This is a genomic window from Thiomicrospira pelophila DSM 1534 (assembly GCF_000711195.1).
In the GTDB taxonomy this organism is placed as follows: Bacteria; Pseudomonadota; Gammaproteobacteria; order Thiomicrospirales; family Thiomicrospiraceae; genus Thiomicrospira; species Thiomicrospira pelophila.
In genome coordinates this window covers 63,896-89,955 of record NZ_JOMR01000001.1, presented here as the reverse complement: position 1 = coordinate 89,955, position 26,060 = coordinate 63,896, and the positions used below count along the sequence as shown (strand labels likewise).

Genomic DNA, 26,060 nt, shown 5'->3' with positions numbered 1-26,060 from the left:
CTGGTTTGCGGATTGAGTTGGGTGATGAGGATATTGAGGATGACAAAGCGCAACCTTTAGTTCGCGCTTTGTTCAGAGTGAAGCGGTTAAGGCTAAGCCAAATCCTTTTTGGCTTTTTTAACTTGGGCTTTGACCTGTTTGGGGGCGGTGCCACCTAGGTGGTTGCGTGCCGCGACCGAACCTTCTAGGGTTAAAACTTCAAACACATCTTCGCTAATTTTGTCGCTGAATCCTTGTAGGGTTGCCAACGGCATGTCAGATAAATCCAGTTGATTTTTCACGCCATAAGCAACGGCCAAGCCTACAATTTCATGCGCATCACGGAAAGCTAGGCCTTTGCGTACCAAATAGTCGGCCAAATCGGTGGCAGTTGAGAATCCACGTTTGGCGGCTTCATAAGTCATCTCGCGTTTCACTTGCATAGCCGGAATCATGTCGGCAAAAGCGCGCAAACAACCACGAACGGTGTCGATTGTGTCAAAAATAGGTTCTTTATCTTCTTGGTTGTCTTTGTTGTATGCCAGTGGTTGTGACTTCATTAAAGTTAGCAAGCTGATTAAGTGTCCATATACACGACCCGATTTGCCACGCACCAACTCTGGCACGTCTGGGTTTTTCTTTTGCGGCATAATTGAGGAGCCGGTGCAAAAACGATCCGGTAAATCAATAAACTGAAATTGCGCCGAAGACCACAGAATCAACTCTTCCGAGAAGCGCGACATATGCATTAATAAGGTCGCCGCCCAAGCCGTGAGCTCTATCGCAAAATCTCGATCCGATACGCCATCCAATGAGTTTTGGCTAATGCGCTCAAAGCCCAATAGTTTGGCGGTGTATTCGCGATCAATCGGGTAGGTGGTGCCGGCTAGGGCGGCAGAACCGAGCGGAAGAGTATTTACGCGTTTGCGGCAGTCTTGTAGACGTTCAACATCGCGTACGATCATTTCGTACCAAGCCAACATATGATGGCCAAAGGTAACGGGTTGCGCGCTTTGTAAATGAGTGAAGCCGGGCATAATCGTATCGGCTTCACGCTCCGCGACACTTAAAATGCCTTGTTGCAGACGTTTCAGCTCCGTCAAAATAAAGTCAATTTCATCACGCACATATAAACGAATGTCGGTCGCGACCTGATCATTACGCGAACGACCGGTATGGAGTTTTTTACCGGTGGTGCCAATCATTTGGGTTAAACGCGATTCGATATTCATATGAATATCTTCTTGTTTAATTGACCAAATCATTTCACCGTCTTCAATTTCCTTTTGAACCAGCTCCAAGCCTTTAATAATGTCGTCTTCTTCTTTCGCATTCAAAATCCCGACTTTATAAAGCATGCGGGCGTGGGCAATTGAGCCTTGAATATCCTGGCGATACATGCGGTGATCAAATTGAATCGAAGCGGTAAACTCTTCAACAAACGCATCGGTTGATTCACTAAAACGGCCACTTGAAAGTTTTTCTTGGTTGATATTTTGTGTCATAACACACCTTTAAATTAATTATTTTTCTGGGAAGCCGGGTAACGGGCGACGCATCTGTTCAGGAGAAGCGGGTAATTCCATGGGGTTGCCCATTTTTTCGTAAGCCTGATTGATTGAGCGATGAATCATTGCGGCAAATAATTGTGTATCGGATACCCCAACAATACGGTCACCTACCGGCAAGCCTCTTGAGTCGACAAAAATAAGTGTGGGCGTAATATCAGCATTATAAAGCTTAGCAAAGTCTTGTTTAGCTATGGTTTCCGTGTCTGAAAATTTAAGCGGTGCGCTCGAGTCCACACTCACCTGGCGCATAATCACCGCATAATCTTCATAAAGGCCGCCCAGCAACATCGGGTTCAATACCTCGCGTTTCAGTTGATGACAAAAATCACACCATTCAGCGGTAAACATAATCATAATCGGAATGTTTTTTTCGCGTGCTTGTTGAGCGGTCCAAGCAAAATCGTCCATTTCTTTTAGATTATTGGCCTGAGCTTCACGATCACAACCGGCTAATATCAGGCTGGATAATACTAGGGTAAAAATAAGTTTTAGCATAATATCTTGCCTTTCGTTTAATAATGAAACCATTTTAGCGAAAATCCTTGTGGCATTTGAGTAAAATGTGTGGCTTAAACATAAATGGAACAGACTATGAAGACGACCTTACGTATCGCAACTCGTAAAAGCCCACTCGCGATGTGGCAAGCCGAATTTGTTAAAGAACTGCTTGAAAAAGCGCACCCAGGTCTGGTGGTGGAATTGATTCCGATGAGCACCAAAGGGGACAAGATATTGGATGTACCGCTTGCGAAAATTGGTGGTAAAGGTCTGTTCACTAAAGAATTAGAAGATCAAATGTTATCCGGTCAGGCTGATTTAGCCGTGCATTCGATGAAAGATGTACCAATGGAGTTGCCAGAAGGATTTGTTTTAAGTGCGATCATGGAGCGCCATGATCCGACCGATGCGTTTGTTTCAAATAAATATGAAAACTTGGATGCCTTGCCACAAGGCGCGATATTGGGCACCTCCAGTTTACGTCGCCAAGCGCAGTTCCAGTTTATCCGTCCAGATTTAGAAGTGCGCTTTTTACGCGGCAACGTGGGCACGCGTTTAGGCAAATTGGATGCGGGTGAATATGATGCAATTGTATTGGCGACATCCGGTTTAGAGCGTTTGGAATTACACGATCGTATTCGTGATCGCATGGCACCGGAGTTGTGTTTACCGGCCGTGGCACAAGGCGCACTGGGGATTGAAACCCTAGCCGATGATATTGATACTCAGAAGTTGGTGGCGGTATTAAACCATTCTGATACCGAAACCGTCGTGCGCGCCGAACGCGCGATGAATCATACGCTGGACGGCGGCTGTCAGGTACCGATTGGTGGTTATGCTTTACTGCAAGGTGGCGAAGTTTGGTTGCGCGGTTTGGTTGCAGAAACCGACGGTTCGCATATTGTGCGTAAAGAAGGCCGCGCACCGGCCGCCCAAGCGGAAGAGTTAGGGCGTGATATTGGTAAACAGTTGCTGGAAGATGGCGCGCGTGAAATCCTGCAAAAACTTTATAGCGAGCAGGCTTAAGCGCGATCAATTCGTGTGGTACAACCCAACTAGGCAGATAAAGCTATGATGCCGACTTTACTCAACACGCGCCCTAAGCACCAGGCCTGGTGCTTGAATCAAGCCCTGCTTGAGGCGGGTTTTGTGAGTTTGGATTGCCCGAGTTTGCAGATTCAAGCTCAAACTTTAAGCCATCAACCCGCATGGGATGATTACGATGTATGGGTGTTTGTCAGTCGTAATGCAGTTGAATATTTTGCTCAGCAATCGCTTAACTTATCCGCTGAATGTAATGCAATTTTGGTCGCGGTGGGCGACGCGACCGCGCAAGCCATCCAACAACAAGGCTGGCCAAATTTAGCACCTTTGCCAGCCACATTTGATTCCGAAGGCATGTTGAGTTTGGCGGTGTTTGCGAAACCCAATGATTTGCGTGTGGCGATTGTGCGAGGTGATGGCGGGCGTGAGCATCTGGCGCAAAGCCTGGTCGAGCAGGGCGCGTTGGTGGATTTTTTTGAAGTTTACCAGCGCCAATCCGCGCCTTTTTGTCAACCCGTTTGGGATGTGTTTAAGCAAGCCGAAATGCCAGTGATGTTATTTACCAGCGTGAGCAGCTTGGAGGCGTTTTGTCAGTCGTTGGCGGTGCAAAATCCGACCGACCAGGCCTGGTGCTTTCGTCAAAGTCTGATAGTATTTAGTGAGCGCATTCAAAACGCCGCACGCAAGTTAGGGTTTAGTGGCCCCATTCTGGTCACGTCCACCTCAAGCGATGCGGCGATTGTGGACACGTTGCAACGTCACGCTACGTCTTTAGGAGAAAGCCATGAGTGAACCCATTACCCCCAAAGCCGAACATCATGTGGTGGAAGGTGAGTTTGTGGAGGCGGAATCCAAATCATCCAATCCATCCGAGTCTGACCAAGCTGAAAAATCGAATAAAGCCGAACGTGTAAAAGCTTCGCGTTTCACTAGCCCAAGCTGGGCTTCGAATCTTTTAATTTGGATTATATTATTGGTGTCGGGCATTGCGTTTGCCTTGGCGCTGGCGTCTTGGTTATATATACAACAATCCCTTACTCAGACGGACTTGACTCAGCAACTAAAAGCCTATCAAACCGAGCTAGTAGGACTGTCCGACAAATTGCAAAGCCAACAACAGCAAATGACGGATTTCGGTCAAACCCAAGAGGCTTGGAAAGTTGCGCTAGACGAGCTTGAGCAAAGCCAACAAACCACCCAATTGCAGTTAGAAGAAATGCAGTTGCGCTTAACCGAAGCCAGTGAGGCGATGTTTGGCTTTTCGGAATCGGACGATAAGGTGATTAAGATTGATGATCCGAAGTTACGCGAAGACTTAGAACAAGCTAAGCAAGATTTGCAGGCTGGGTTACAGGCCCTACGCGAAGATTTAGCCCAGTTGAACCAGCGCAGCCAACAAGAATTGTCAGAAATTGAAGGCTATGTCGAGTCAGAAGAGTGGCAGCAAGACAAGCAACGCCTGCAATCCGAAATACAAAGCTTGAGCGACGAGTTGGCGAATCTCGCTCAAACCCAAGCGGATTGGATGGCGCGTATGGCACCTAAGGTGCAAGAAGCCGTGGACGAAATTACACCGCAACTCGAAGGTATTTTTTCGCGCTTTAATGAACTATTCAGCATTAAAAAACATCCAGCGGATGAATCCATCGAGCCTAATCCAGAACCCACGAATGAGGGGGCGCAATGAAAAAACTAATCGGTTGGGGATTGCTTTTAATCTTTGCGGTCAGTTTAACCAGCTTGGCCTTATTAAACTTGGGCGAAGTCACGCTTAAATGGGATGTATGGGAAATTAATACCAGCGTTAGCTTTGTTTTGGCGGCTCTGATTGTATTGTTGATCGTGTTTTATGCGTTGATACGCGTTTGGTTATGGTTAAAAGGGTTACCCGAGGCTTGGCGAAAACGCCGCCAAGTAAAACGTTATCGCCAAGCGCAAATGAGCTTGTCAAAAGGCCTCATTGCACAAGAAGAATCGGATTGGGCGCAAGCTGAAAAGCAGCTGATCAAGTCCGCCAAACTCAGCGAAAACGGCTTGGTGCATTATTTAACCGCCGCTAAAATGGCGGATATGCAACAAGCCAGTGCACGACGCGATAAGTATTTAGCCCAGGCGCGTGAACTCTACCCAGAAGATGCCCTCACGATTGGTTTGGTGGAAGCTCGTTTAATTAAAGAGCAAGACGCCGGTACGGCGGCGGTGATTTTAAGTGAACTGCATCGCTTACAACCTAATCATCGTGCGGTGTTAAGTGAATACGTCGCACTTTTGCGTCGACAAAAACAGGCCGAAACCCTAATGAAATTAATGCCCGCGATTAAAAAGCACGCTGGGCTGAATCGGGATGAGTTGGACGGTTTGGAAACCGAGGTGGTTGCGATGCGTTTGGCTAAATCGGCCAACCATACCGATTTAGAATCTCAGTGGCAAGGTTTAAGCACCAAGCAAAAATTGAATCCTTTAGTAATGGCGGAATATGTCCAGTTTTGTCTACAGGTGAAACAGTTCAACGGCTTGGCCGAGTGGCTAGAAAAAGCGATTAAAACTCAATGGGATGAGCGTTTGGTGTATTTGTATGGCCAAATCCAATTCGGGCCGGCGTTTGATCGGCTTAAAAAGGCGCAGGCCTGGTTAAAAGACCATCCCGATGACCCCGTGTTGTTGCTCAGCTTGGGGCGGTTGGCTTGCCAAAGTCAGCTATGGGGGCAAGCGCACGGTTATTTGCGTGAAAGTTTGCGTTTGCGCCCAGAATTGGAAACCTTTCATGTATTGGCGCAATGTTATGAGTCCGAAGGCCAGGATTCGCAAGCCGCCTTAGTATACAAACAAGCCATGCTACAGCTTGATCCACCGAGCAAAACTTAACTAAAGCCAACATAACGCCGCGTTATGTTGGCAAGCTTATTAACACGCAAATATCACTAATCTTTCTAAATAAGCGGTTGCATAAAACCCGCTAGTCCACTGAATCACAATCACCGTTCGAAAATTTTTAGAATAATATTCATTATCATTTGACACAGATTATTATGTTGATTATTATGCACCAACGCAATTGATGTTAATTCTCATTTATATTAAGTTTTACGAATTGGAGACCCCATGTCGTCAGGTAAATCTGCTCATGATTCAGCAAAATCGAACGCATCCAGCTGTGCTAGAACGCTGGATAGCCAAAGTATTTTGGCGGGTAAAAAGCAGGTGATGATCCAACATGGTGATATGCAATATCGTTTATGTGTCACCAAAGAAAACAAACTGATTTTGACCAAGTAGGCGGCCATGAATAAACAGGATATGGATAGACAAGCAAGCTTAATTAATCTGTCACTCTCCGAACAAAAATTAGCTGAGTTGTTTCGTCTAGGGGTGTTATGTGCCGCCGATCTAAATTGTTCGGATACGCACAGCCGTGATGCGATTGCACGTTTGTGTTTGCAAACCTGCGTGGAAGGTTTGTGTGCCCAGTGTCCACACCAAGATCAGTGTCAAAAGTCGCGCCATACGATCAATTTTATGGCAACGAATTTAATTTCGATTGCGCACCACTAAATTTTTTATTTGTTAAAAGACACATTAGCCAGCTTTTAAATCGCCAGCCAAGTGTTGAGAAATTTGCTTAAGGAACGTTATGTCAACTCAAAAACTCGTACTTAAAACCTTGTTTGTCAGCATGGCGGCGATTATGGCCGCACCAACTTATGCCGAAAATAAATTGCCTCGTATTGATGTGGTCGGTGAAGGCGTCGAAGATGCCACCAAGCAACCTGGAGCGGTGTCCATTGTGACCAAAGAAGATCTAGAGCTTATGCAGCCTATGTCGACTGAAGATGCATTGAGAGAAGTACCAGGCCTGGTGATTAAACCGGAAGAAGAAAGTGCGGTAGTTGTGAATATCGGCATGCGAGGTTTGAGCGCGGCCGATTCTAAAACCCTTGTATTAGAAGACGGTGTACCGGTTGCGCCGGGCTTGTTTGTCGGTAATGCGCGTTATTACAATCCGCGTATTCAACGCATGGAAAGCATTGAAGTATTAAAAGGCGCGGCCTCATTGCGTTATGGGCCTAGCACCATTGGTGGGGTGATTAACTATAAAACCAAAACACCTGAAGATGGCGTAGCGATTTCCGGTCGAGTGGGCAGTGACAACTACAAAGAAACTACGATTGAAGCCGGTGGCAGTGCACCATCAGGTGAAGCCTTTGGTGGCCTAGTTTACACCAAAGCCGAAAGTGATGGCTTCCAAGATAAAGACTTCAAAATGAACGACTTGATGGTAAAAGGCGGTATGGCATTGGGCGATAATCAGTGGGTGAGCGCGAAATTTACGCATTATGATAATGACGCTAATATTTCATATCGCGGGTTATTTCTAGAGGAGTTTGAAAATGAGGTTAGCTACAATCCCGCCCCGGATGATTATTTTTTAACCGAACGTGATTCATTCGACATTAACCATGAATTGAAAATAAGCCCTAATATTAAATTAAATACCTTGGTTTACTGGAGTCAGGTATATCGGGATTACTGGCGTTATGGCGTGGATACAGCGGCATCCACTGCAGCAAACAGTTGGGTTTATACGGATGATGTGGCGGGTAATAACCGTTCATTTGAACGTCAGGGGGTTGATTCGCGTTTAAACATCCAGCATCAGTTATTGGGTTTAAATAACCAAACTGAATTAGGTGTGCGTTTTGATACCGAAATGATGAAAGACACAAAAATTTTGGCGACTCGCGCACAACCGCGCTCAGGAACCCTCAGTAAGGATGTCGAACAGTCAGCCACTAGCATGGCATTTTATGGTCAAAACCGGTTTGAAATTAATGATAAGTTAGCGGTAACACCGGGCTTACGTATCGAAAGCTATGTACAAAGAACGGATGACTTGCAAGACAATACCAATGATGGAAAAACCACCAACACTGAGTTAATGCCAGGTGTGGGTGCGACTTTCCAAGCGGCACCTATGGCACAGGTGTTTGGTGGTGTTTATAAAGCCTTTGCACCGGCGCAAAACGCGGATGCAATTGACGGTGGAACCGATCAGAAACTGGAAGCCGAACGTTCAACCAATATCGAAATTGGTGTGCGCGGGGCGAACCAAGATTTAAGTTACGAGCTAGCCGCTTTCCGTATGGATTTCCAAAACCAAGTGATTCCGTCTAATAGCGGCGGTTTTGTCAATGCAAATGGCGGTAAAACCCTGCATCAAGGGATTGAGGGTGCCGTTGGCTTTGATTTAGGTGCCGGTTTAAGCTTCGATGCGAACGCCACTTACGTGCCAGATGCCAAGTTTGTGGATGGTGACAATGATGGTAATCGTGTGACCTATGCCCCTGAATTAGTAGCGCATATTAAGTTAGGTTATAAAACCGGTGGTTTACAAACCGCTTTGTCAGCTAACTACATTAGTGAACAATATACCGATGCAGCGAATACTGAAGCCTTGCAAGAAAATACCTCGGGCTTCTTTAAAGGCAAGTTGGATTCTTATACCACGGTTGATTTGAACGCACACTATGCCGTGAATAAGCAACTGAGTGTATTTGGTGCGGTGAAAAACTTAACGGACGAGCATTACATCGCCAGCCTTCGTCAAGGTATTTATGCTGGTCCAGAGCGTTCTTTTGAGTTGGGTGCCAAGTATAAGTTCTAATCCTCCGACGGGCTTAGGTTGCTTGTGCTTCCTAAGCCCTTTTTTTATTGAGTCGACTATGACTATAATGAAATTGATGAATTTATATTTAAGCCTTAACGAAGGAGAAAAACCATGTTAAAGCCGGAAATGATTAAAAAACTGAATGAACAAGTGACCGCAGAAATGTACGCGTCAAACTTGTATTTGCAGATGTCGGCCTGGTGTGAAGATCAGGGTTTGTCAGGTGCGGCGGCGTTTTTTCGTCAACATGTACCGGAAGAACTGGCGCACCGCGATAAAATTATCGATTATTTGATTGAGTGTGATGCGCCTGTGACGGTCGGCGCAGTGGATGCACCACCAACCGAGTTTAAGAGTTTGGTTGAGGTAATCAACAAAGCGTTTGAACATGAATTAAAAGTGACGGCGATGATTCATGATTTAGCCGAAATGGCATTGGACTCAAAAGATTTCAATACCTTTAATATGTTGCAATTCTTTATTGCTGAACAGCGCGAAGAAGAAGTGTTATTCCGTGGAATTCTAGATCAGGTCAAACTGATTGCGTTTAAAGGTGAAACGGGCGAGGCGATGTATCTGATCAATCAGTTTTTACAGCGTTCAGCTCAGGCGCACCCTCATTAGAAGTTGATTGTGTATCTTCTATAGGGCATATTTTTTATGCCTCCTCTTTTTCATCCTTACGTTTACCGGTTTAAGCTTAGCTTAAACCGGTTTTTTCATTTTTACAGCGTGTCTATTTTTTATCTCGAGCTGGTTATTGTTTTATATAATCGTGGATAGAGTTTTTTGGAGCCTTTTATGCGTTTAATTGCCGTGAGTGGATTGATTTGTCTATTACCAGGCCTGGTGCTTGCCAGCGGTCGTCCCAGTTTTAAACCCAAAGTTGAAATAGAGCACCGCTACTTGAACTCGACCTCTTTGCGTAATGAGGGCGGTGAGTTTGCGTTCGGCGCCGATAGGCTCGAAGTGTCCAATGCGTTGGCAAGTGTGTCATACGAGCGCTGGCGTTTAAACTGGAAAGAGCTAGACCAATTGCCATTTGGAGACGGGCAAAATGCGCCCATTGATCACATGCATTCGGTGCGTTTAGGCGCGCGTTATATGTATAAGTGGAGCGAAAACATTCGTTGGTTAAGCTCGCTGGGCGTGGGCATGACTTATGAGGATCAAACCCACGACTCGCTAAGCTTGAGCTTATTTACCATGTGGATTCGCCAGTTAGAAGATGGCTGGGCGCTGAGTTATGGTGCGGCAATGAGTTATCATCCGGTACGTTCGCGCTTTTTACCCGTGGCTGGTTTTAGTTATCGAATGCGCGAACCTCTGGGTTGGAGCGGCTTATTAGGTTATCCACGTAGTTATATTGGTTACGGCTTTACACCTCAATGGCAGCTTAGCGCCGGCCTGGTGAATAATGCCATTATGGCGAAGTTAGCCGAAGACAGCCAAATTGCGGCGGATGGTTATGGGGAAATTGATGCATGGCAGGCCGATGTCGCCTTGAAATACCAACCTGCCGAGCATTGGAGTGTGACCAGCAGTCTACGTTTTTCACCCCTCTATGAATTTACGGTATTTGATGCCGATGGTAATAAACAAGATACCTATACCATGTTGCCAACTTGGGGCGCGGCGCTGAGGTTAAGTTATCAGTTTTAAGTGTTTATTAGTTGAGCATAAAATAAATCGTCAAGCCAAAACCGCAAACATAGATCAGCAAAGTCATTTGTAGCATACGTTTATTGGCTTCACGGCTATTAAACTTTTCAAATCCCGGGCGTTTGCGCAGTTGGCTAAAGCCTAACCATAAGCCGCCCAATAAACCAAACGTGATAACAATTCCTAAAAATAACGCACTTAGCATGTGTGATCTCCGCACAAAATATAAATCCTAAATTAAATTGTACGTGATCGGTTTTTGTCTTGAGTGATAGAATTATGATAAATCACTATTCAGCTCCGATAAGAGGCGAGAGAAAACTATGTCCGATCCTATACAAAATAGCCCACTAGGCAAACACTCCGGTTATTGCCAAGATTATGATCCCAGCCTATTGTTTCCGATTGCACGTCAGCTAAAACGAGAAGAATTAGGTTTAACTGGAAAAGTGATGCCATTTCACGGCGCGGATGTTTGGACGGCGTATGAATTGTCTTGGTTAAACAACAAAGGCAAGCCCATGGTAGCGATTGGTGAGTTTGCATTTCCGTCTGACACACCGAATATTATCGAATCGAAGTCGTTTAAACTTTACCTTAATTCGTTTAACGGCACTAAGTTTGGCACACAAGTGGATGTTAAATATCGTTTGGAACAGGATTTGTCCAAAGCAAGTGGTGGCAAAGTGAAGGTCATTATTCACCCCATCGAGCAAACCCAAACCCTGGTGTCTGATCTGGAGGATGGCATTTGTCTAGACGATCAGGATATTGAAATTGCCGATTATGAGGTCAATCCGCAATTACTGACTACGATGGATCAGCAGGTCGATGAATGTTTATACAGCCATTTGCTTAAATCTAATTGTTTGGTTACAGGTCAGCCCGACTGGGCGACAGTCGTGATCCGTTATCGCGGTAAACGCATCGAACGTGCGGCGTTGTTGCGCTACATTGTGTCGTTCCGTAATCATAATGAGTTCCACGAACAGTGCGTTGAGCGTATCTTTACCGACATCGAAAAAATGTGCGATCCCGATGTGTTAACGGTATATGCTCGTTATGTTCGCCGCGGTGGCCTAGATATTAACCCCTACCGTTCCAACTTCCAATCCCACTACGCCATGCCACGTTTTGTGCGCCAGTGATGGTTTAAAACGTGCGATATATGAAGCTATAGAGGGTTGAGGATAGTATTTGATTCAGTAATTACTTGACTAGAACAGTAAGCAAGATTATCCGATCAGGTATATAAGTTGAGAGGTTAAAAAATTGTCATAAACAAAGCGGCTTAATAACCACTTTGTTTATGGCTTTTAAAAAAGGAACGAAACCCCTGCACTGGCAGCCGAGCCACCGTCTTGTTCAAGTCCCGACAACCCATTTTCCGGACGATTTAAGTAACGTGCGTTGACGGCTACATTGTCTGTTAATTTAAGGGTAGCACCGATTTGGTAGGTCAAGCCTGAGTTGGTTTCATCAGACTTATAGTTAGATGAAGTGTGTTGAGCAAATCCAATACCCACGCCAGCAAACATATCGAGATTATTAACTACTGAAACATTATAGTTTGCACCGATGCCATATGAGACGTAGTCAGCTTTTTCTGAGTTTAATGTATAAATGTCGGACTTTTCTTTATTGTAGTAAAAATTAAAAAATGGCTGGTTTTCACCATGAATCCGATTTGAAATATCAAGTAAAAAACCGCCACCGACATTTAAACTTAAATCGGCCGCTAGGTTTGCAGGGCTTGTTGTAATTAAGCCAGTAACAATAAGAGCCGCTAAAGACTGTTTTAATTTCATGTTTACAACTTGTATTAGTATTAATTTCACCCATATGAGTGAATTTGGAAGTTTATTATGCAAGATTACATTTTTCAATAAAAATTCTGCGTATTTTTGTAAATGATGCTCAGGTTTTATGTGACCTTAATTTTTCTAAAAAAAGTTCGGTCTGCTACTCTTAAATCAAGAATTAAAGTTTGAGTATATTGATGATTTGATGTAGCGAAAATACATAGGTCATGTTAGTTACCATTTCGATGAAAATATAAATTAGCTGGATATTTAATTGTTTGAACAGAGTTTTGTGGTGAATAAGAATACTATTATGACTTTACCCATTTCGCCTTTATTACCACAGATTGTGTCGACTTTAGCGCAAGCACCAGGCCTGGTGCTTGAAGCTGAACCGGGGGCGGGGAAGTCGACGGCGGTGCCTTTGGCGTTATTAAAAGCCGATTGGCTGGCGGGTAAAAAAATTGTCATGCTGGAACCGCGTCGTTTGGCGGTGCGTTCGATTGCGAATTATTTGGCGCATCAGTTGGGCGAAAAGGTTGGCCAGACCGTGGGTTATCAAATTCGTAATGAGCGTAAAGTCTCGCCTCAAACCCGGTTGGAAATTGTTACCGAGGGCATTTTAACCCGCCGCTTACAGTCTGATCCTGAGCTAAACGATGTCGCGCTTGTGATATTTGATGAGTTTCACGAACGCTCGATCCATGCTGACTTGGCGTTAACGCTGTGTTTAGAAGTGCAATCGGCTTTACGTGATGATTTAAAGTTATTGGTGATGTCGGCCACGATTGATACTCAAGCGGTGAGTCAGTTTTTAAATAACGCGCCGGTGTTAAGCTCTCAGGGGCGCAGTTTTCCGGTCGAAACCCATTACTTACCCCAATCTTTAACATCCACCCACCCGAACGATTGGTTGGCCTTATTAAAACAACTCATCACTCAGGCGCTTAAAAACAGCCAGCAAGATGTATTGGTGTTTTTGCCGGGGCAGGCTGAAATCAAACGCACGCAAAATCTTTTGCAAGAAACCATATCACCAGGCCTGGTGGTGTGTGCCTTATACGGTCAATTGTCCGCCGATCAGCAAGAAATCGCACTCGTGCCCGATCCACAAGGCCGGCGAAAAATTGTGTTGGCCACCAATATTGCCGAAACCAGTTTAACCATCGAAGGCATTGATGCGGTAGTGGATTCCGGTTGGGCGCGTAAAGCGATATATGACGTGTCCAGCGGTATGACACGGCTCGTTACCCAGCGCATTTCGCAAGCGGCGGCTGAACAACGTAAAGGTCGCGCTGGACGTTTGATGGCGGGGGTGTGTTTTCGGCTTTGGTCGGAAAGCCAGCAAAATCAAATGGCGGCGTTTGACCAGGAAGAAATCACGCAAACTGACTTATCCGATTTATGTTTGGAATTGGCTCAGTGGGGTGTGAGTTCGCCGGATGAATTACGCTGGCTGACTCCACCGCCTTTGGCACATTATGCGGCAGCGAAAAACTTGTTAGTGCATCTGGAACTCTTAAATCCAAATGGCGGCTTGACCGAAACAGGCAAGGCGGCGCAGGGTTTAGGGCTGAATGCGCGTTTGGCGCGCATGTTATTAAGTGTGCAAAACCAAGCGCCAGAACAGCAAAGCTTGGCATTGGATATCGCGGCCTTATTGGCGGAAGCGGATATTTTACCCAGCGCACAGAATGCCGATTTGGTGAAACGGTTAATGGTATTGCAGGCTTATCGTCAAGATCGTCAGCAAACCAAACGCGAATATAACATTCATATTCCGGCGATCGAGCAGGCGTTAAAGAATGTCGAAGACTGGCGTAATAAATTAAACTTTTCAAAGCCAATTGCCCACAGTTTGGCACAAATGGAAGCACATAGCGGCACGTTAGTCGCTTTGGCTTTCCCGGACCGGATTGCGCAACGTCGCAAGGGCGACGAGCCGCGTTATCTGATGCGTAATGGTAAAGGCACAACCCTAAAACCGGATGATCCTTTGCGCCACCAGGCCTGGTTGTCGATTGCAAATCTAGACGGCCAACGTCAAGAAGGTCGCATTTATTTAGCTGCACCGCTTGATTTAGCACAGTTGGAATCGACCTTTGCGGCTCAGATCAAAACCCATGTGGGATTAAAGTTTGACCCTAAAAAACGTGAATTGGTGGCAAGTGAACAACGTGGTTTGGGCAAACTGATTTTAAGTGAAAAATCCGCCGACTCGATTAGCGCTGAAGAATTTGAAGTCGCCCTACTGGCGTTATTGGCGGAGCATTTGGATTTATTGCCTTGGACAGAAAAGGCCGAACATTGGTTAAGTCGCTTACGCTGGTTAGCCAGCTTTAATGTGGATTGGCCAAGTTACGACCAGGCCTGGTTGTCGATTAATATCGAACGCTGGCTTTCGCCTTATTTATTGGGTATTCGATCGGTTAAAGCTTTACAGAAATTAAATATGCTAGAGATTGTTAAGGCTCTGTTGGATTACGAACAGCAGCAAGTTTTAGAGCGCGAAGCGCCGGCGTTTTATAGTGCACCATCTCAAAAGTCGGTGCCGATTATGTACAGCGCCAGTTACGATCCGAAAGTATCAATTCAGTTGCAAGAAGTGTTTGGCGAACTCAGCTCGCCTTTATTAGCTTGGGCCCAAAAACCTTTAACGTTTGAGTTGCTCTCGCCCGCCCGCCGCCCGATTCAAACCACCGCTGACTTAGCCCACTTCTGGCGCAATTCCTATTTTGAGGTGATTAAAGACATGAAAGGCCGCTATCCAAAACACCGTTGGCCAGATAAACCGCTTGAAGAAGCGCCGGGGCGCTCGATTAAGCCACGGCGTTAATTAATATCGTGATTACCATTCATATTGACCAGCAATATAGCCAAAAGCCGCCATAAACGCGGGTTCTTGAAACTTTTTAAGCCCAGTTTCGTTGAATGAAATCGGTAAGCCGTAATTTTTAAGGTTTAACTTTTGTTCACTAGAGGTCATTAAACTCACGTTTAAATTGGGTGTCACTTGCAATACCCCTTCAAGCTTAAAACCATTCGCGCCACCGGCAAACTTGCCTTTTTTTAGTCGGGCACGAATCACTACCTGATCGACCTTGTAGTCTTCGGCTAGTTTGGCAAAGGTTTTTTGGAAGTGTTTTAAATCGTCAGACTTGTCTGGGTCAGCGCATTGAATGCGTGTCGTGCGACAATCGGGCATGTGAAATATGCCGTTTTCAAATTTTAATAAGCAAACGATAGCTTCGTTGCTGCTTAGGTCTACACCACAAACAATCATGTTAGTTCCTTAGGTTTTACGGATAAAATTCGTTGGTACTCGCCAGCACCAGGCCTGGTGGTTATTCAAAATAACCGATCTCGCCCAAAATTCGTTTAATTTGTTCAGCACCAGGTCGTTGACTGTCTGGAAAGTCAGCGGGGTGCCCGTCACTTAATGCGCTGGCGCAAACCAAGCGCATGACATCAGGCTGGCGATCTGATGTTAATTGAAATTCAATCAACTCCATCATCTCGGGTGGGCCATCATCATTAAACGACACGGGGATGCCGATATTGATGCCAATCCCAAACCGGACATTTGATGCCAACATAACCGACGACTCGTTGCGCGCGATAGGTTCGGAATCAAATCGAACGCGGGTCACTTCGAATCGGTCCGGTTGGATGGTTTGCACGCTTTCTTTTAAGGTGCGCACTTCAATTCGACAGTGTTGCGATCGGCGTTCGAATTTTGCGCGTGTTGTCAGCTCGCCATTCTGAATAAAGCGACGTGTATGATCGGGTAAAATGTCAATTGGCTGTTTCAGCACAAAAAATTGGCCAGGCTGAATGTCAGCATCTTTCGCGGTTTCAAATTGGCTACAACCGCTTAAGATTGCGCTAGCCAAAAGCAAACTGAGTATTTTAAACATGATTGAACCCTCCTTGCTAACTTCACTAACCTATCGTTCTATTATCTTACACTTGGGCGCGTTTCGCTTTGTGGTAAAATTCCGTTTTCTTGTAAATATTGAATTTTGAGTGATATGGATACAACCTTAACCCATTTTGATGTGATTGTTGTTGGTGGCGGTCATGCGGGCACGGAAGCCGCTCTGGCTTCGGCGCGCATGGGCGTTAACACACTGTTGCTGACGCATAATATCGATACCTTGGGCGCCATGTCCTGTAACCCAGCGATAGGTGGCATCGGTAAAGGTCATTTGGTTAAAGAGGTGGATGCCTTGGGTGGCGCGATGGCATTGGCCACCGATGAAGCTGGTATTCAATTCCGTATCCTCAATGCCTCTAAAGGCCCAGCGGTTCGTGCGACCCGCGCTCAAGCTGACCGTGTTTTGTATCGCCAAGCCATTCGTATGCGTTTGGAGAGTCAGGAAAACTTAACTATTTTCCAGCAGCCGGTTGAGGATTTGTTGATTGAAGGCGATCAGGTGGTTGGGGTCGCGACTAAGATGCATCTTAATTTTTATGCGCGCCAAGTCGTCTTAACCGCCGGCACCTTTTTAGCTGGGCGTATTCATATTGGTCTGGAAAATTACGAAGGTGGGCGAGCTGGGGATGAGCCCGCCAATCGTTTAGCGGCTAAATTGCGTGAGTTGGCGTTACCCGTCGGGCGTTTAAAAACCGGCACGCCACCGCGTATTGATGCGCGCACGGTCGATTTTTCTAAAATGCAGATGCAGCCGGGCGATGACCCTGCGCCAGTATTTTCCTACATGGGATCGCGCAGCATGCATCCTAAACAATTGCCTTGTTATATCACCCACACTAACGAGCAAACGCACGAGGCGATTCGCGGATCGCTCGATCAATCGCCTATGTTTACCGGGGTGATTGAAGGCGTAGGGCCACGTTATTGTCCGTCGATTGAAGACAAGGTAATGCGTTTTGCGGATAAAACTTCGCATCAGGTGTTTATTGAGCCGGAAGGTTTGACCACCAACGAACTTTATCCGAATGGCATTTCGACCAGTTTGCCGTTTGAAACCCAGGTCAAAATTGTGCAGTCGATGGCGGGATTAGAAAATGCACGCATTATGCGGCCAGGTTATGCGATTGAGTATGATTATTTTGATCCACGCGGTTTACAACCTAGTTTGCAAACCCAAGCCATCAAAGGCTTATTTTTTGCCGGTCAAATCAACGGCACAACCGGTTACGAAGAAGCCGCAGCACAGGGCTTATTGGCTGGTTTAAATGCCGCGCGCCGTGCGCAAGAGTTGGATCTTTGGTATCCGCGCCGCGATGAAGCTTATATCGGCGTGTTGGTCGACGATTTAATTACTTTGGGTACGCAAGAACCTTATCGTATGTTTACCTCGCGTGCCGAATACCGTTTGTTGTTGCGCGAAGATAACGCCGATCAGCGTTTGACTGAAATTGGCCGTTCGATGGGCTTAATTGATGATACGCGTTGGGCGGCTTATGAAACCAAGCTTGAAAGCTTAGAGCAAGAAGTGCAACGCTTAAAAGATGTGTGGATTTATCCAGCGCATAAAGAGGCTAAGAAAGCCGAAGAGCTAATGCAGTTGCCATTAAGTAAAGAGCAAACCTTATTTGATTTATTGCGCCGCCCGAACGTCAATTATCGTGCCTTGGCGGCGTTGGAGGTGTTTGGCGAGTCGGTGCAAGATCCGGCCGTCATCGAACAAATCGAAATCGATGCTAAATACGCGGGTTACATTGATCGCCAGTTGATCGAAATTGAAAAGTCCAAACGTGAAGAAACCACACCAATCCCGGATGACTTGGATTTGGATATCATCTCCGGTTTATCTAACGAAGTGAAACAAAAACTGCGTACCCATAAACCCGCGACCTTAGGTATGGCGGCGCGTATTTCGGGTATTACGCCGGCCGCCGTGTCGCTGTTAGCGATTTTTATGAAAAAACATCGCGCGGCCAAAGCCAAGCTAAACGCTGAGCAAGCATGAGCTTAGAGGCCGAGTTAACAGCAGGTGCTAGTCAAATGGGCGTGAGCTTAGACCACCAGGCCTGCACGCAGTTATTGGCCTACTTAACCCTATTGCAAAAGTGGAATAAGGTCTATAACCTAAGTGCGATTCGTGATCCGCAAGAAATGCTGGTCAAGCATATTTTGGATAGCTTAGCGGTGGTACCTTATATAGAATCCGCCGCGCCACAAACCTTAATAGATGTCGGTACGGGTGGAGGATTGCCAGGTATTCCATTGGCAATTTTGTTCCCACAGATGTCGGTGAGTTTGTTGGATAGCAACCAGAAAAAAACACGCTTTTTGGTGCAGGTTAAAGCTCAGTTAGGGCTCGATAATGTGCAGGTTTTACATACTCGCGTCGAAGACCATCAAGACCAATATCAAGCGGTGATATCGCGTGCGTTCACAGCGTTAGATAATTTCGTGAATTTAACACGCACGTTATTGGCCGTTAATGGCCGCTGGTGGGCAATGAAGTCGCAAAGTTTGCCGGAAGAAATGAAATCCCTGCCTGAGTGGGTCGAGGTAAAGAGTGTCTATGAGCTGAGCGTACCAGGCCTAGTGGCTGAGCGTCGGTTAGTCGAAATGCAACAACGAGGAGATGAACTGAATGGGTAGAGTGATGGCGATCGCTAATCAAAAAGGGGGCGTGGGTAAAACCACCAGCAGTGTCAATCTAGCCGCCTGTTTAGCCCGTTTAGGTAAAAACGTATTGTTGATTGATTTAGATCCGCAGGGTAATACCACGGTGGGCTTGGGCATCGATAAAGATCAGGTTGCCCAATCAGCTTATGACCTATTAATGGATGAAGCTCCGGCGCAGGACGTGGTGATCAGAGCCGAGCAAGCAGGGGTTGATTTAATTGCCGCTAACGGTGACTTAACCGCCGCTGAAGTTCAGTTGCTAGAGGATGATGAGGGATCAAAAAGCCTCCGTCATGCCTTGCAAAGCATTCGCCAAGATTATGATTTTGTGATTATTGATTGCCCGCCAACTTTGAACATGCTGACATTAAATGCCCTAGTTGCATCCGATGGTGTTTTGGTGCCTGTGCAATGTGAATATTTTGCTCTAGAAGGCTTGTCGGCTTTGATGGACACCTTACAAACCGTGCAAAAAGAACTTAATCCCGATTTACACATTGATGGTTTATTACGCACCATGCATGACCGTCGAAATAATTTGGCAAACGATGTGTCTAACGAATTGGTCGCGCATTTTGGTATGAAAGTACTACAAACCATCATTCCGCGAAATATTCGTTTGGCCGAAGCGCCTAGTCATGGTGAATCGATTTTGGACTATGATCCTGCGTCGGCTGGAGCCGTGGCCTATTTGGCCTTGGCAAACGAATTGATCCGCAAGACGCGCATTTAAGAGGAAAGCTCAGTGGCAAAAAAACGACATTCTGGACTAGGTAAACGCGGTGTTAATGTTCTGATTAGCAGTAAGCAAAAATCTGACGCGCATGTAAATGAATGGCGGGTTGAAAAGTTACCGATTGACCAAGTTGTATCAGGTCAATATCAACCGCGCCAACACTTTGATGAGCAAGCGTTGCAGGAATTAGCGGATTCGATTAAAGCGCAAGGATTAGTGCAGCCAATTATTGTGAAATGGTTGGATAATCAAAGCTACGAACTGATTGCCGGTGAGCGCCGCTGGCGTGCGGCCAAAATGGCCGGTTTAGAAACGTTGCCAGCGATTGTGCGCGAAGTCGATGACAAACAAACCTTGGCCATGGCGTTAATCGAAAATATTCAGCGAGAAGATCTTAACCCGCTTGAAGAAGCACGTTCGTTACAACGCTTAATGCAAGAGTTTGATTTAACCCAGCAAGAAGTCGCTGAAGCCGTTGGGCGATCTAGAACAGCGGTGACTAATTTATTGCGATTATTAAAGTTACCTGAGTTAATTCAAGAATGGTTGAATGAAGATAGTTTAAGCATGGGGCATGTGCGTGCTTTATTAAGCTTAAATGAAAGCGAACAAGTGAAACTGGCTCAAAAAGCAATCGACCAGGCCTGGTCGGTACGTCAAATGGAACAAGCCGTTCAGGTGAAGCTGTCATCTGCAACTTCCCAAGCTAAAAAATCTATGCCAGTTGACCCCAATATTGAGGCTTTACAAAACCGATTGGCGGAGAAGTTGGGAGCTAAGGTGATGATTAATCATGGTACGAAAGGCCGCGGTAAACTCGAAATACGTTATTCAAACTTAGATGAACTAGATCAGATTTTGCAGCGAATTGAACATTAAGTTGAATTGAGCGTAAATCAGCAAACAAAAATTTTTAAACACTTTGTATAAAATTTTTGAATAGCGCGATCACAAAATATAGTGGTTATATGAAAATCATAACTATATGTTGAAGTTGGCAGTTTAAAACTAATAAATCTAAGCACAAACGACGCTAGCAATTCAGCTTGTAACAGGATAATATGTGCAGGCTTTGTCGCATGGCAAGCTGGCAACCCATAAAGTTAGGTTTAATAATGCAACAAGACGACAATAAAAGTAAACCCAAAGTCGGCATGAATTTTTTGCATATAGGCTCGGGGCAAATGTTCACCTCCATGGTGATCGCGGGTTTTATTGTGGGTTATGGCATTGATTACCTATTAGATACCACGCCTTTTTTTATGATTGCGTGTGGTGTATTGGGTTTGATCGGTGGTAGTCAGAAAGTGCACCGTTTATTACAGCATATGGACAAAACGCAAAACAAACAAAATAAAGAACAAATCAAGGACGTAGATGCAAACTAATATCCTACGGCCTTTCGTGATACAAGGATTCATTGGCGTGATCGCATTGAGCGTGTTTGCCTATTATGGGCATCCGCTCTCATCTTTGTATGGCGTAATAATTGGTTTGGCTAACGTGGCAATGCTTGCATTCACGTTTGAACGTGCCAACAAAAAAGCCGCCCTAGATCCAAAGGGCGGCATACTAGTTTTATATATGAGTGCAGTTATACGCTTCGTGCTATTGGCTGTGTTATTTGTTATTGGGCTGGCGCTCTTGAAATTAGAACCAATGCCAATGGTCGTTACTTTTGTGTTAATGACTATTGGGCAGATGTTTAATCTTCAGGGTAAGCGTCGTTTGACTGACTAAGGAGAAGGCTCTTGAGTGCGGAAAAAATGGGTACTGTTGAATATATTCAACATCACTTGACAAACAACTCGGTCGGTAGTGGTTTCTGGACATTCCATCTAGATACTATTATTGTGAGTGCGTTATTAGGTATGCTAATTATTGGCGTGGCAATGGTTGTTGGCCGTCAGTTGGAAACTGGTGTCCCAGGTGGTTTTCAAAACTTTATCGAATCGATTTTAGATTTCGTATCTACTAACGTTAAAGATGCCTTCCCAGGTCACAATCCTGTCATTGCGCCTTTGGCTTTAACTGTATTCTTATGGGTATGGTTGATGAACTTTATGGATTTGATTCCGGTTGATTTATTCCCTTATTTATTTCAGTTAATAGTAGGTGATTCTCACGCTTACTTGAAAATCGTACCAACCACTGATTTGAATACAACTTTGGCAATGGCCTTAGTTATTTTTGCTTTAGTTGTATATTACAGCATCAAAGTAAAAGGCTTTGGTGGGTACATCAAAATGTTCCTATTCCACCCTTTCGGTAAATTTTTAGTACCTGTTAACATCGTGATGACTATCATCGAAGAGATCGCTAAGCCTATCTCTTTAGCCTTGCGTCTATTCGGTAACATGTTTGCAGGTGAACTTGTATTCCTACTAATCGCATTGATTGGTGGAACCTTAGCAGTGGGTGCCGCTGCTCTATTCTGGGCACCTTTACAAGCCATATTGGATCTTGGTTGGGCGATCTTCCATATTTTGATCATCACCCTGCAAGCCTTTATCTTTATGGTGCTCACGATTGTTTACTTAGCCATGGCGCATGACGAAGGCCATTAATAAGTAACAAGCAAGAACTGGCACTTTAGCCAAGGCTAAAGTGCTAAAAGGGTTTAAGCGCACCTACCACTGGGTAAAAAGCTTTTTTAACTTTAACTTTAAAAACTTAGGAGAAAGTCAATGGAAGTAACTGCTACTATGATTGCTGATATTTACGCTGCAACTGCGATTGGTGTAGGTGTAATTTTGGCAGCTGCAGGTCTTGGTTCTGCAATTGGTTGGGGTCTTATCTGTTCTAAAACTTTAGAAGGGATTGCTCGTCAACCAGAAATGCGTCCAGCATTAATGACAAACATGTTCATCTTCGCTGGTCTTATGGAATCATTCCCATTCATTATTTTGGCATTCGCAATGTGGTTCTTGTTCGCTAACCCATTCGTAGGTGCATTGCAAGCAGCATTGGGCGCTTAATTAAAAGCCCATGATTGTAATTTTAACCAACGAATGACGAGGTAACCACTGTGAGTATTAATGCAACCCTAATCATCCAGATGATCGCATTTGTGCTATTAATCTGGTTCGTGAATAAGGTGCTGTGGGGGCCAATGTCTAAGCTAATGGAAGACCGTCAAAAGCGTATTGCTGATGGTCTTTCTGCAGCCGAAAAAGGCAAGCATGAACTTGAAATGGCTGAAAAACGTGCGAAAGACGTTTTAAAAGATGCCAAACTTCAAGCTCAGAATGTGTTGAGCCAAGCTGAAAAACGTGGCACTGAAATCGTAGAAGATGCGAAAGTAAAAGCAGCGGAAGAGGCTGAACGCATTAAAGCGGCCGCCCAAGCAGATATTGAGCAAGAAATTAGCCGTGCTAGAGAGCACCTTCGTAAAGAAGTCGCCACTTTGGTTGTCTCAGGCGCTGAAAAGATCCTGAGCAAAGAAGTCGATGCTAAGGCTCATAATGAGATGCTTGAAACCTTAGTAAAACAAATCTAAGGAAAATGCTATGGCAGAATTAATCACAACCGCTCGACCTTATGCAGAAGCAGCTTTTAGTTTTGCTACTGAAAATAAGCAATTAGCTGAATGGTCTGATGCATTGAACAACTTGGCCGTTATTGCTCAAGATGCTCAAATGGAAAAGTTTATTGGTAGCCCGCGCCATTCAGACGCTGAAAAACTCAGCGTTTTTGAATCGGTTATGGGTTCAAAACTATCAGACTCAGTTAAAAACCTATTAGTCGCTCTTGCTGATAATGGGCGTTTAAATGCGTTACCTGAGGTTGCAAAATTGTTTGATCAATTAAAAGCAACAGCAGAGAAGCGTATTAAAGCGACAATAACGTCAGCAAGAAAGCCTACGGCTGAGCAACAACGTAAATTAAGTGCTGCTTTAAACACCAAGTTTGATGCCGAAGTAGATATTGACTATGTCGTCGATGATTCTTTAATTTCCGGTATTCGTATTAAAGTGGGCGACTGGGTTGTAGACAACTCAGCGGTCACCCAATTACAAAAACTTGGCGCAGCAATAGCCTATTAATTGAGAGGAAGACACATGCAATTGAATCCCTCTGAAATCAGTGACTTAATCAAAGACCGCATCGCCGGTTTTAAAGTGACTGCAGAGTCTGGCAGTGAAGGCACAGTCGTTAGTATCGCTGACGGTATTGCGCTAATTCACGGCGTGTCAGATGTGATGTATGGTGAGATGGTTCAGTTCGATGAACAAACCTTTGGTATGGCGCTTAACCTTGAGCGCGATTCTGTTGGTGTGGTTGTTCTAGGTGAATATGAGCATATCTCGGAAGGTGACAAAGTAACTTGTACTGGTCGTATTTTAGAAGTACCGGTTGGTCCAGAAATGCTAGGTCGTGTTGTAGACGCATTAGGCCGTCCAATCGACGGTAAAGGCCCAATCAATACGAAAGCAACATCACCAATTGAGCGTATTGCTCCTGGTGTTATCGATCGTAAATCAGTTGATCAGCCTATGATGACTGGTATCAAGTCTATTGACTCTATGATCCCAGTTGGTCGTGGTCAGCGTGAGTTGATCATCGGTGACCGTCAGGTCGGTAAAACAGCGATCGCTATTGATGCGGTAATCAGCCAAAAAGACACTGGTATTAAATGTGTATACGTAGCAATGGGCCAGAAGGCTTCTACGGTAAACAACATCGTACGCAAGTTAGAAGAGTATGGCGCAATGGACAACACGATTGTTGTTGCAGCTAATGCTTCTGATCCAGCGGCCCTACAATTCCTAGCGGCTTACGCAGGTTGTTCTATGGGTGAGTACTTCCGTGACCGTGGTGAAGATGCGTTGATCATTTATGATGACTTGACCAAGCAAGCGCAAGCTTACCGTCAGATCTCATTATTGCTACGTCGTCCACCTGGACGTGAAGCTTTCCCTGGTGACGTATTCTATCTACACTCTCGTCTTCTTGAGCGTGCCGCTCGTGTAAGCGAAGATTATGTAGAGAAGTTCACGAACGGTGAAGTTAAAGGTAAAACCGGTTCATTAACGGCCTTACCAATTATCGAAACCCAAGCGGGTGACGTTTCTGCATTCGTTCCGACTAACGTAATTTCGATTACAGATGGTCAGATCTTCTTAGAAACTGGTTTATTTGCTCAAGGTATCCGTCCTGCAATTAACGCTGGTTTGTCTGTATCACGTGTTGGTGGTTCAGCTCAGACTAAAGCGATTAAGAAGCTTGGTGGTGGTATCCGTCTTGACTTGGCTCAGTATCGTGAATTGGCGGCTTTCGCACAGTTTGCATCTGACCTTGACTCGGCAACTAAAGCTCAGTTAGAGCGTGGTAAGCGTGTAACCGAGTTGATGAAGCAAAAGCAATACTCTCCTTTGACTATTGCTGAAATGGCGACGTCTCTATACGCGGCTAACGAAGGCTACTTAGACGACGTTGAAGTCGATAAAATCGGTGATTTTGAAGCCGCTCTACACGCCTATATCAATTCTTCTCACTCAGATTTAGTTGCAAAACTAAATGAAAAAGGTGATTGGAATGATGAGATTATTTCTGGCGTAAAAGCAGCGATTGAGTCTTTCAAATCAACCGGCGTTTACTAAGGGGATTTGGCCATGGCAGGCGGTAGTAAAGAAATACGTTCGCAAATAGCGTCCGTTAAAAATACCCAAAAGATCACCAAGGCCATGGAAATGGTGGCGGCGTCGAAAATGCGTAAAGCGCAAGCACGCATGACGGCGACCCGTCCCTATGTAGAGAAGGTGAAGCGTGTAATTGATCATGTTTCTGGTGCGCATCATGAGTATAAGCATCCTTATACGATTGAACGTCCAGTTAAACGTGTTGGTTTAATCGTGATTTCATCTGATCGTGGTTTATGTGGTGGTTTAAATACCAACCTTTTCCGTAAAACCTTGAAAAAGCTAAATGCTTGGCAGAGTGAAAATGTAGAGGTTGAGCTGGCTGTAATTGGCAAGAAAGCGCAAACTTTCTTTAAACATTATGGCGGAAATGTAGTCGCGTCAAAATCCGATATCGGTGATAAACCGCATATTATTGATTTAGTTGGCACGATTAAGGTTATGTTGGATCATTTTGATCAAGGCAAAGTGGATGCTGTTTATGTTGCCTCGAACCAATTTGAATCGGCTATGACTCAAGTGCCTACTATTGAACAACTTATTCCTTTGCAGTCATCGGAAGCGGATAAGGAAGCGAAATATTGGGATTATCTCTATGAACCTGATGCAAAAGAAGCATTAGATACCTTAATGGTACGTTTCGTAGAGAGCACCGTATTTGGTGCCGTCGTGGAAAACGTAGCTTGTGAACAATCTGCGCGTATGGTTGCAATGAAAAGTGCTTCTGATAACGCAGGTAATATGATTAAAGATCTTAAATTATCATATAACAAAGCGCGTCAAGCAGCGATTACCCAAGAGCTATCGGAAATTGTCGCAGGTGCTTCTGCGGTTTAGGTTCGTATTTGCAAAAA

29 protein-coding genes are annotated in these 26,060 nt (G+C 45.1%); 23 read left to right on the top strand and 6 right to left on the bottom strand.

The annotated features are described in order from the left end of the window. Nucleotides 1-92: 92 nt before the first annotated feature. The gene (argH, locus tag N746_RS0100480) at nucleotides 93-1,484 is read right to left on the bottom strand and encodes an argininosuccinate lyase (protein ID WP_029933398.1); all 1,392 of its coding nucleotides are present in this window, start codon (nucleotides 1,482-1,484) and stop codon (nucleotides 93-95) included. An 18-nt stretch (nucleotides 1,485-1,502) separates the two neighbouring features. Further along, on the bottom strand, nucleotides 1,503-2,045 hold the full coding sequence (locus N746_RS0100475) for a thioredoxin family protein (RefSeq protein WP_029933397.1): 543 nt from the start codon (nucleotides 2,043-2,045) through the stop codon (nucleotides 1,503-1,505). 96 nt (nucleotides 2,046-2,141) lie between these two features. Between N746_RS0100475 and hemC the strand changes: the two genes are divergently transcribed. The 9 genes from hemC (at nucleotide 2,142) to N746_RS0100430 (ending at nucleotide 10,419) form a co-directional block, all read left to right on the top strand. Then, complete coding sequence (gene hemC, locus N746_RS0100470; RefSeq protein ID WP_029933396.1) at nucleotides 2,142-3,074, top strand: hydroxymethylbilane synthase; 933 nt, start codon at nucleotides 2,142-2,144, stop codon at nucleotides 3,072-3,074. Between the two features lie 45 nt (nucleotides 3,075-3,119). Beyond that, a complete protein-coding gene (locus N746_RS10515; RefSeq protein ID WP_051678416.1) occupies nucleotides 3,120-3,884 on the top strand; it encodes a uroporphyrinogen-III synthase in 765 nt (254 codons plus the stop codon). Next, entirely contained in the window at nucleotides 3,877-4,779 is a 903-nt protein-coding gene (locus N746_RS10290) for a hypothetical protein (protein ID WP_038125789.1), read from the top strand. The genes N746_RS10515 and N746_RS10290 overlap by 8 nt, the downstream gene beginning before the upstream one ends. Beyond that, on the top strand, nucleotides 4,776-5,957 hold the full coding sequence (locus tag N746_RS0100455; protein WP_029933394.1) for a heme biosynthesis HemY N-terminal domain-containing protein: 1,182 nt from the start codon (nucleotides 4,776-4,778) through the stop codon (nucleotides 5,955-5,957). The genes N746_RS10290 and N746_RS0100455 overlap by 4 nt, the downstream gene beginning before the upstream one ends. Before the next feature lie 237 nt (nucleotides 5,958-6,194). Then, on the top strand, nucleotides 6,195-6,368 hold the full coding sequence (hemP, locus tag N746_RS10750) for a hemin uptake protein HemP (protein WP_081835949.1): 174 nt from the start codon (nucleotides 6,195-6,197) through the stop codon (nucleotides 6,366-6,368). 6 nt (nucleotides 6,369-6,374) lie between these two features. Further along, nucleotides 6,375-6,644 (top strand): hypothetical protein, encoded by a 270-nt coding sequence (locus N746_RS0100445; protein ID WP_038125787.1) that lies wholly within the window; start codon nucleotides 6,375-6,377, stop codon nucleotides 6,642-6,644. 79 nt (nucleotides 6,645-6,723) lie between these two features. Beyond that, entirely contained in the window at nucleotides 6,724-8,754 is a 2,031-nt protein-coding gene (locus N746_RS0100440) for a TonB-dependent receptor family protein (RefSeq protein ID WP_029933392.1), read from the top strand. A 114-nt stretch (nucleotides 8,755-8,868) separates the two neighbouring features. Further along, complete coding sequence (locus N746_RS0100435; RefSeq protein WP_029933391.1) at nucleotides 8,869-9,381, top strand: ferritin; 513 nt, start codon at nucleotides 8,869-8,871, stop codon at nucleotides 9,379-9,381. Between the two features lie 177 nt (nucleotides 9,382-9,558). Then, nucleotides 9,559-10,419 (top strand): hypothetical protein, encoded by an 861-nt coding sequence (locus N746_RS0100430; RefSeq protein ID WP_029933390.1) that lies wholly within the window; start codon nucleotides 9,559-9,561, stop codon nucleotides 10,417-10,419. Nucleotides 10,420-10,426: 7 nt separating this feature from the next. On the opposite strand, the gene N746_RS0100425 is transcribed toward N746_RS0100430, so the two are convergent. Continuing rightward, on the bottom strand, nucleotides 10,427-10,639 hold the full coding sequence (locus N746_RS0100425) for a hypothetical protein (protein WP_245603306.1): 213 nt from the start codon (nucleotides 10,637-10,639) through the stop codon (nucleotides 10,427-10,429). A gap of 103 nt (nucleotides 10,640-10,742) precedes the next feature. Here N746_RS0100425 and queF point away from each other — a divergent pair, with 103 nt between their 5' ends. Further along, complete coding sequence (gene queF / locus N746_RS0100420; RefSeq protein ID WP_029933388.1) at nucleotides 10,743-11,567, top strand: NADPH-dependent 7-cyano-7-deazaguanine reductase QueF; 825 nt, start codon at nucleotides 10,743-10,745, stop codon at nucleotides 11,565-11,567. Between the two features lie 168 nt (nucleotides 11,568-11,735). On the opposite strand, the gene N746_RS0100415 is transcribed toward queF, so the two are convergent. Further along, nucleotides 11,736-12,227 carry an outer membrane beta-barrel protein gene (locus N746_RS0100415; protein ID WP_029933387.1) on the bottom strand — a complete coding sequence of 164 codons (492 nt, stop codon included), beginning with the start codon at nucleotides 12,225-12,227 and terminating at the stop codon, nucleotides 11,736-11,738. 307 nt (nucleotides 12,228-12,534) lie between these two features. On the opposite strand from N746_RS0100415, the gene hrpB reads away from it, so the two are divergent. Further along, a complete protein-coding gene (gene hrpB, locus N746_RS0100410; protein WP_029933386.1) occupies nucleotides 12,535-15,057 on the top strand; it encodes an ATP-dependent helicase HrpB in 2,523 nt (840 codons plus the stop codon). Nucleotides 15,058-15,069: 12 nt separating this feature from the next. Here hrpB and N746_RS0100405 read toward each other — a convergent pair whose 3' ends face one another. Then, complete coding sequence (locus N746_RS0100405) at nucleotides 15,070-15,504, bottom strand: DUF3010 family protein (protein ID WP_029933385.1); 435 nt, start codon at nucleotides 15,502-15,504, stop codon at nucleotides 15,070-15,072. A gap of 61 nt (nucleotides 15,505-15,565) precedes the next feature. After that, nucleotides 15,566-16,138, bottom strand: a complete 573-nt coding sequence (locus N746_RS0100400) for a hypothetical protein (protein WP_029933384.1) — start codon at nucleotides 16,136-16,138, stop codon at nucleotides 15,566-15,568. Nucleotides 16,139-16,252: 114 nt separating this feature from the next. Here N746_RS0100400 and mnmG point away from each other — a divergent pair, with 114 nt between their 5' ends. From mnmG to atpG, 12 genes are all read left to right on the top strand, one after another. Next, on the top strand, nucleotides 16,253-18,160 hold the full coding sequence (gene mnmG, locus N746_RS0100395; RefSeq protein ID WP_029933383.1) for a tRNA uridine-5-carboxymethylaminomethyl(34) synthesis enzyme MnmG: 1,908 nt from the start codon (nucleotides 16,253-16,255) through the stop codon (nucleotides 18,158-18,160). Next, nucleotides 18,157-18,801 (top strand): 16S rRNA (guanine(527)-N(7))-methyltransferase RsmG, encoded by a 645-nt coding sequence (gene rsmG, locus N746_RS0100390; protein ID WP_029933382.1) that lies wholly within the window; start codon nucleotides 18,157-18,159, stop codon nucleotides 18,799-18,801. The genes mnmG and rsmG overlap by 4 nt, the downstream gene beginning before the upstream one ends. Beyond that, nucleotides 18,794-19,561, top strand: coding sequence for a ParA family protein (locus N746_RS0100385; protein ID WP_029933381.1), 768 nt, complete (start codon nucleotides 18,794-18,796; stop codon nucleotides 19,559-19,561). The genes rsmG and N746_RS0100385 overlap by 8 nt, the downstream gene beginning before the upstream one ends. A 12-nt stretch (nucleotides 19,562-19,573) precedes the next feature. Next, nucleotides 19,574-20,443 carry a ParB/RepB/Spo0J family partition protein gene (locus N746_RS0100380; RefSeq protein ID WP_029933380.1) on the top strand — a complete coding sequence of 290 codons (870 nt, stop codon included), beginning with the start codon at nucleotides 19,574-19,576 and terminating at the stop codon, nucleotides 20,441-20,443. A gap of 200 nt (nucleotides 20,444-20,643) precedes the next feature. Further along, nucleotides 20,644-20,952, top strand: coding sequence for an AtpZ/AtpI family protein (locus N746_RS0100375; RefSeq protein WP_245603304.1), 309 nt, complete (start codon nucleotides 20,644-20,646; stop codon nucleotides 20,950-20,952). Further along, on the top strand, nucleotides 20,942-21,304 hold the full coding sequence (locus tag N746_RS0100370; protein ID WP_029933378.1) for an ATP synthase subunit I: 363 nt from the start codon (nucleotides 20,942-20,944) through the stop codon (nucleotides 21,302-21,304). The genes N746_RS0100375 and N746_RS0100370 overlap by 11 nt, the downstream gene beginning before the upstream one ends. A gap of 11 nt (nucleotides 21,305-21,315) precedes the next feature. After that, on the top strand, nucleotides 21,316-22,131 hold the full coding sequence (gene atpB, locus N746_RS0100365) for a F0F1 ATP synthase subunit A (protein ID WP_029933377.1): 816 nt from the start codon (nucleotides 21,316-21,318) through the stop codon (nucleotides 22,129-22,131). Between the two features lie 120 nt (nucleotides 22,132-22,251). Continuing rightward, nucleotides 22,252-22,542 (top strand): F0F1 ATP synthase subunit C, encoded by a 291-nt coding sequence (atpE, locus tag N746_RS0100360; protein WP_029933376.1) that lies wholly within the window; start codon nucleotides 22,252-22,254, stop codon nucleotides 22,540-22,542. 50 nt (nucleotides 22,543-22,592) lie between these two features. Continuing rightward, a complete protein-coding gene (locus N746_RS0100355) occupies nucleotides 22,593-23,063 on the top strand; it encodes a F0F1 ATP synthase subunit B (RefSeq protein ID WP_029933375.1) in 471 nt (156 codons plus the stop codon). A 10-nt stretch (nucleotides 23,064-23,073) separates the two neighbouring features. Beyond that, complete coding sequence (locus N746_RS0100350) at nucleotides 23,074-23,610, top strand: F0F1 ATP synthase subunit delta (RefSeq protein WP_029933374.1); 537 nt, start codon at nucleotides 23,074-23,076, stop codon at nucleotides 23,608-23,610. 15 nt (nucleotides 23,611-23,625) lie between these two features. Then, the gene (gene atpA, locus N746_RS0100345) at nucleotides 23,626-25,167 is read left to right on the top strand and encodes a F0F1 ATP synthase subunit alpha (protein WP_029933373.1); all 1,542 of its coding nucleotides are present in this window, start codon (nucleotides 23,626-23,628) and stop codon (nucleotides 25,165-25,167) included. 12 nt (nucleotides 25,168-25,179) lie between these two features. Next, a complete protein-coding gene (atpG, locus tag N746_RS0100340) occupies nucleotides 25,180-26,043 on the top strand; it encodes a F0F1 ATP synthase subunit gamma (RefSeq protein WP_029933372.1) in 864 nt (287 codons plus the stop codon). Nucleotides 26,044-26,060: the final 17 nt, after the last annotated feature.

Excerpts from the sequence above, each read along its gene's own strand:
- argH (WP_029933398.1), bottom strand. The coding sequence starts at position 1,484 with ATGACACAAAATATCAACCAAGAAAAACTTTCAAGTGGCCGTTTTAGT.
- N746_RS0100475 (WP_029933397.1), bottom strand. The coding sequence starts at position 2,045 with ATGCTAAAACTTATTTTTACCCTAGTATTATCCAGCCTGATATTAGCC.
- hemC (WP_029933396.1), top strand. The coding sequence starts at position 2,142 with ATGAAGACGACCTTACGTATCGCAACTCGTAAAAGCCCACTCGCGATG.
- N746_RS10515 (WP_051678416.1), top strand. The coding sequence starts at position 3,120 with ATGATGCCGACTTTACTCAACACGCGCCCTAAGCACCAGGCCTGGTGC.
- N746_RS10290 (WP_038125789.1), top strand. The coding sequence starts at position 3,877 with ATGAGTGAACCCATTACCCCCAAAGCCGAACATCATGTGGTGGAAGGT.
- N746_RS0100455 (WP_029933394.1), top strand. The coding sequence starts at position 4,776 with ATGAAAAAACTAATCGGTTGGGGATTGCTTTTAATCTTTGCGGTCAGT.
- hemP (WP_081835949.1), top strand. The coding sequence starts at position 6,195 with ATGTCGTCAGGTAAATCTGCTCATGATTCAGCAAAATCGAACGCATCC.
- N746_RS0100445 (WP_038125787.1), top strand. The coding sequence starts at position 6,375 with ATGAATAAACAGGATATGGATAGACAAGCAAGCTTAATTAATCTGTCA.
- N746_RS0100440 (WP_029933392.1), top strand. The coding sequence starts at position 6,724 with ATGTCAACTCAAAAACTCGTACTTAAAACCTTGTTTGTCAGCATGGCG.
- N746_RS0100435 (WP_029933391.1), top strand. The coding sequence starts at position 8,869 with ATGTTAAAGCCGGAAATGATTAAAAAACTGAATGAACAAGTGACCGCA.
- N746_RS0100430 (WP_029933390.1), top strand. The coding sequence starts at position 9,559 with ATGCGTTTAATTGCCGTGAGTGGATTGATTTGTCTATTACCAGGCCTG.
- queF (WP_029933388.1), top strand. The coding sequence starts at position 10,743 with ATGTCCGATCCTATACAAAATAGCCCACTAGGCAAACACTCCGGTTAT.
- N746_RS0100415 (WP_029933387.1), bottom strand. The coding sequence starts at position 12,227 with ATGAAATTAAAACAGTCTTTAGCGGCTCTTATTGTTACTGGCTTAATT.
- hrpB (WP_029933386.1), top strand. The coding sequence starts at position 12,535 with ATGACTTTACCCATTTCGCCTTTATTACCACAGATTGTGTCGACTTTA.
- N746_RS0100405 (WP_029933385.1), bottom strand. The coding sequence starts at position 15,504 with ATGATTGTTTGTGGTGTAGACCTAAGCAGCAACGAAGCTATCGTTTGC.
- N746_RS0100400 (WP_029933384.1), bottom strand. The coding sequence starts at position 16,138 with ATGTTTAAAATACTCAGTTTGCTTTTGGCTAGCGCAATCTTAAGCGGT.
- mnmG (WP_029933383.1), top strand. The coding sequence starts at position 16,253 with ATGGATACAACCTTAACCCATTTTGATGTGATTGTTGTTGGTGGCGGT.
- rsmG (WP_029933382.1), top strand. The coding sequence starts at position 18,157 with ATGAGCTTAGAGGCCGAGTTAACAGCAGGTGCTAGTCAAATGGGCGTG.
- N746_RS0100385 (WP_029933381.1), top strand. The coding sequence starts at position 18,794 with ATGGGTAGAGTGATGGCGATCGCTAATCAAAAAGGGGGCGTGGGTAAA.
- N746_RS0100375 (WP_245603304.1), top strand. The coding sequence starts at position 20,644 with ATGGCAAGCTGGCAACCCATAAAGTTAGGTTTAATAATGCAACAAGAC.
- N746_RS0100370 (WP_029933378.1), top strand. The coding sequence starts at position 20,942 with ATGCAAACTAATATCCTACGGCCTTTCGTGATACAAGGATTCATTGGC.
- atpE (WP_029933376.1), top strand. The coding sequence starts at position 22,252 with ATGGAAGTAACTGCTACTATGATTGCTGATATTTACGCTGCAACTGCG.
- N746_RS0100350 (WP_029933374.1), top strand. The coding sequence starts at position 23,074 with ATGGCAGAATTAATCACAACCGCTCGACCTTATGCAGAAGCAGCTTTT.
- atpA (WP_029933373.1), top strand. The coding sequence starts at position 23,626 with ATGCAATTGAATCCCTCTGAAATCAGTGACTTAATCAAAGACCGCATC.
- atpG (WP_029933372.1), top strand. The coding sequence starts at position 25,180 with ATGGCAGGCGGTAGTAAAGAAATACGTTCGCAAATAGCGTCCGTTAAA.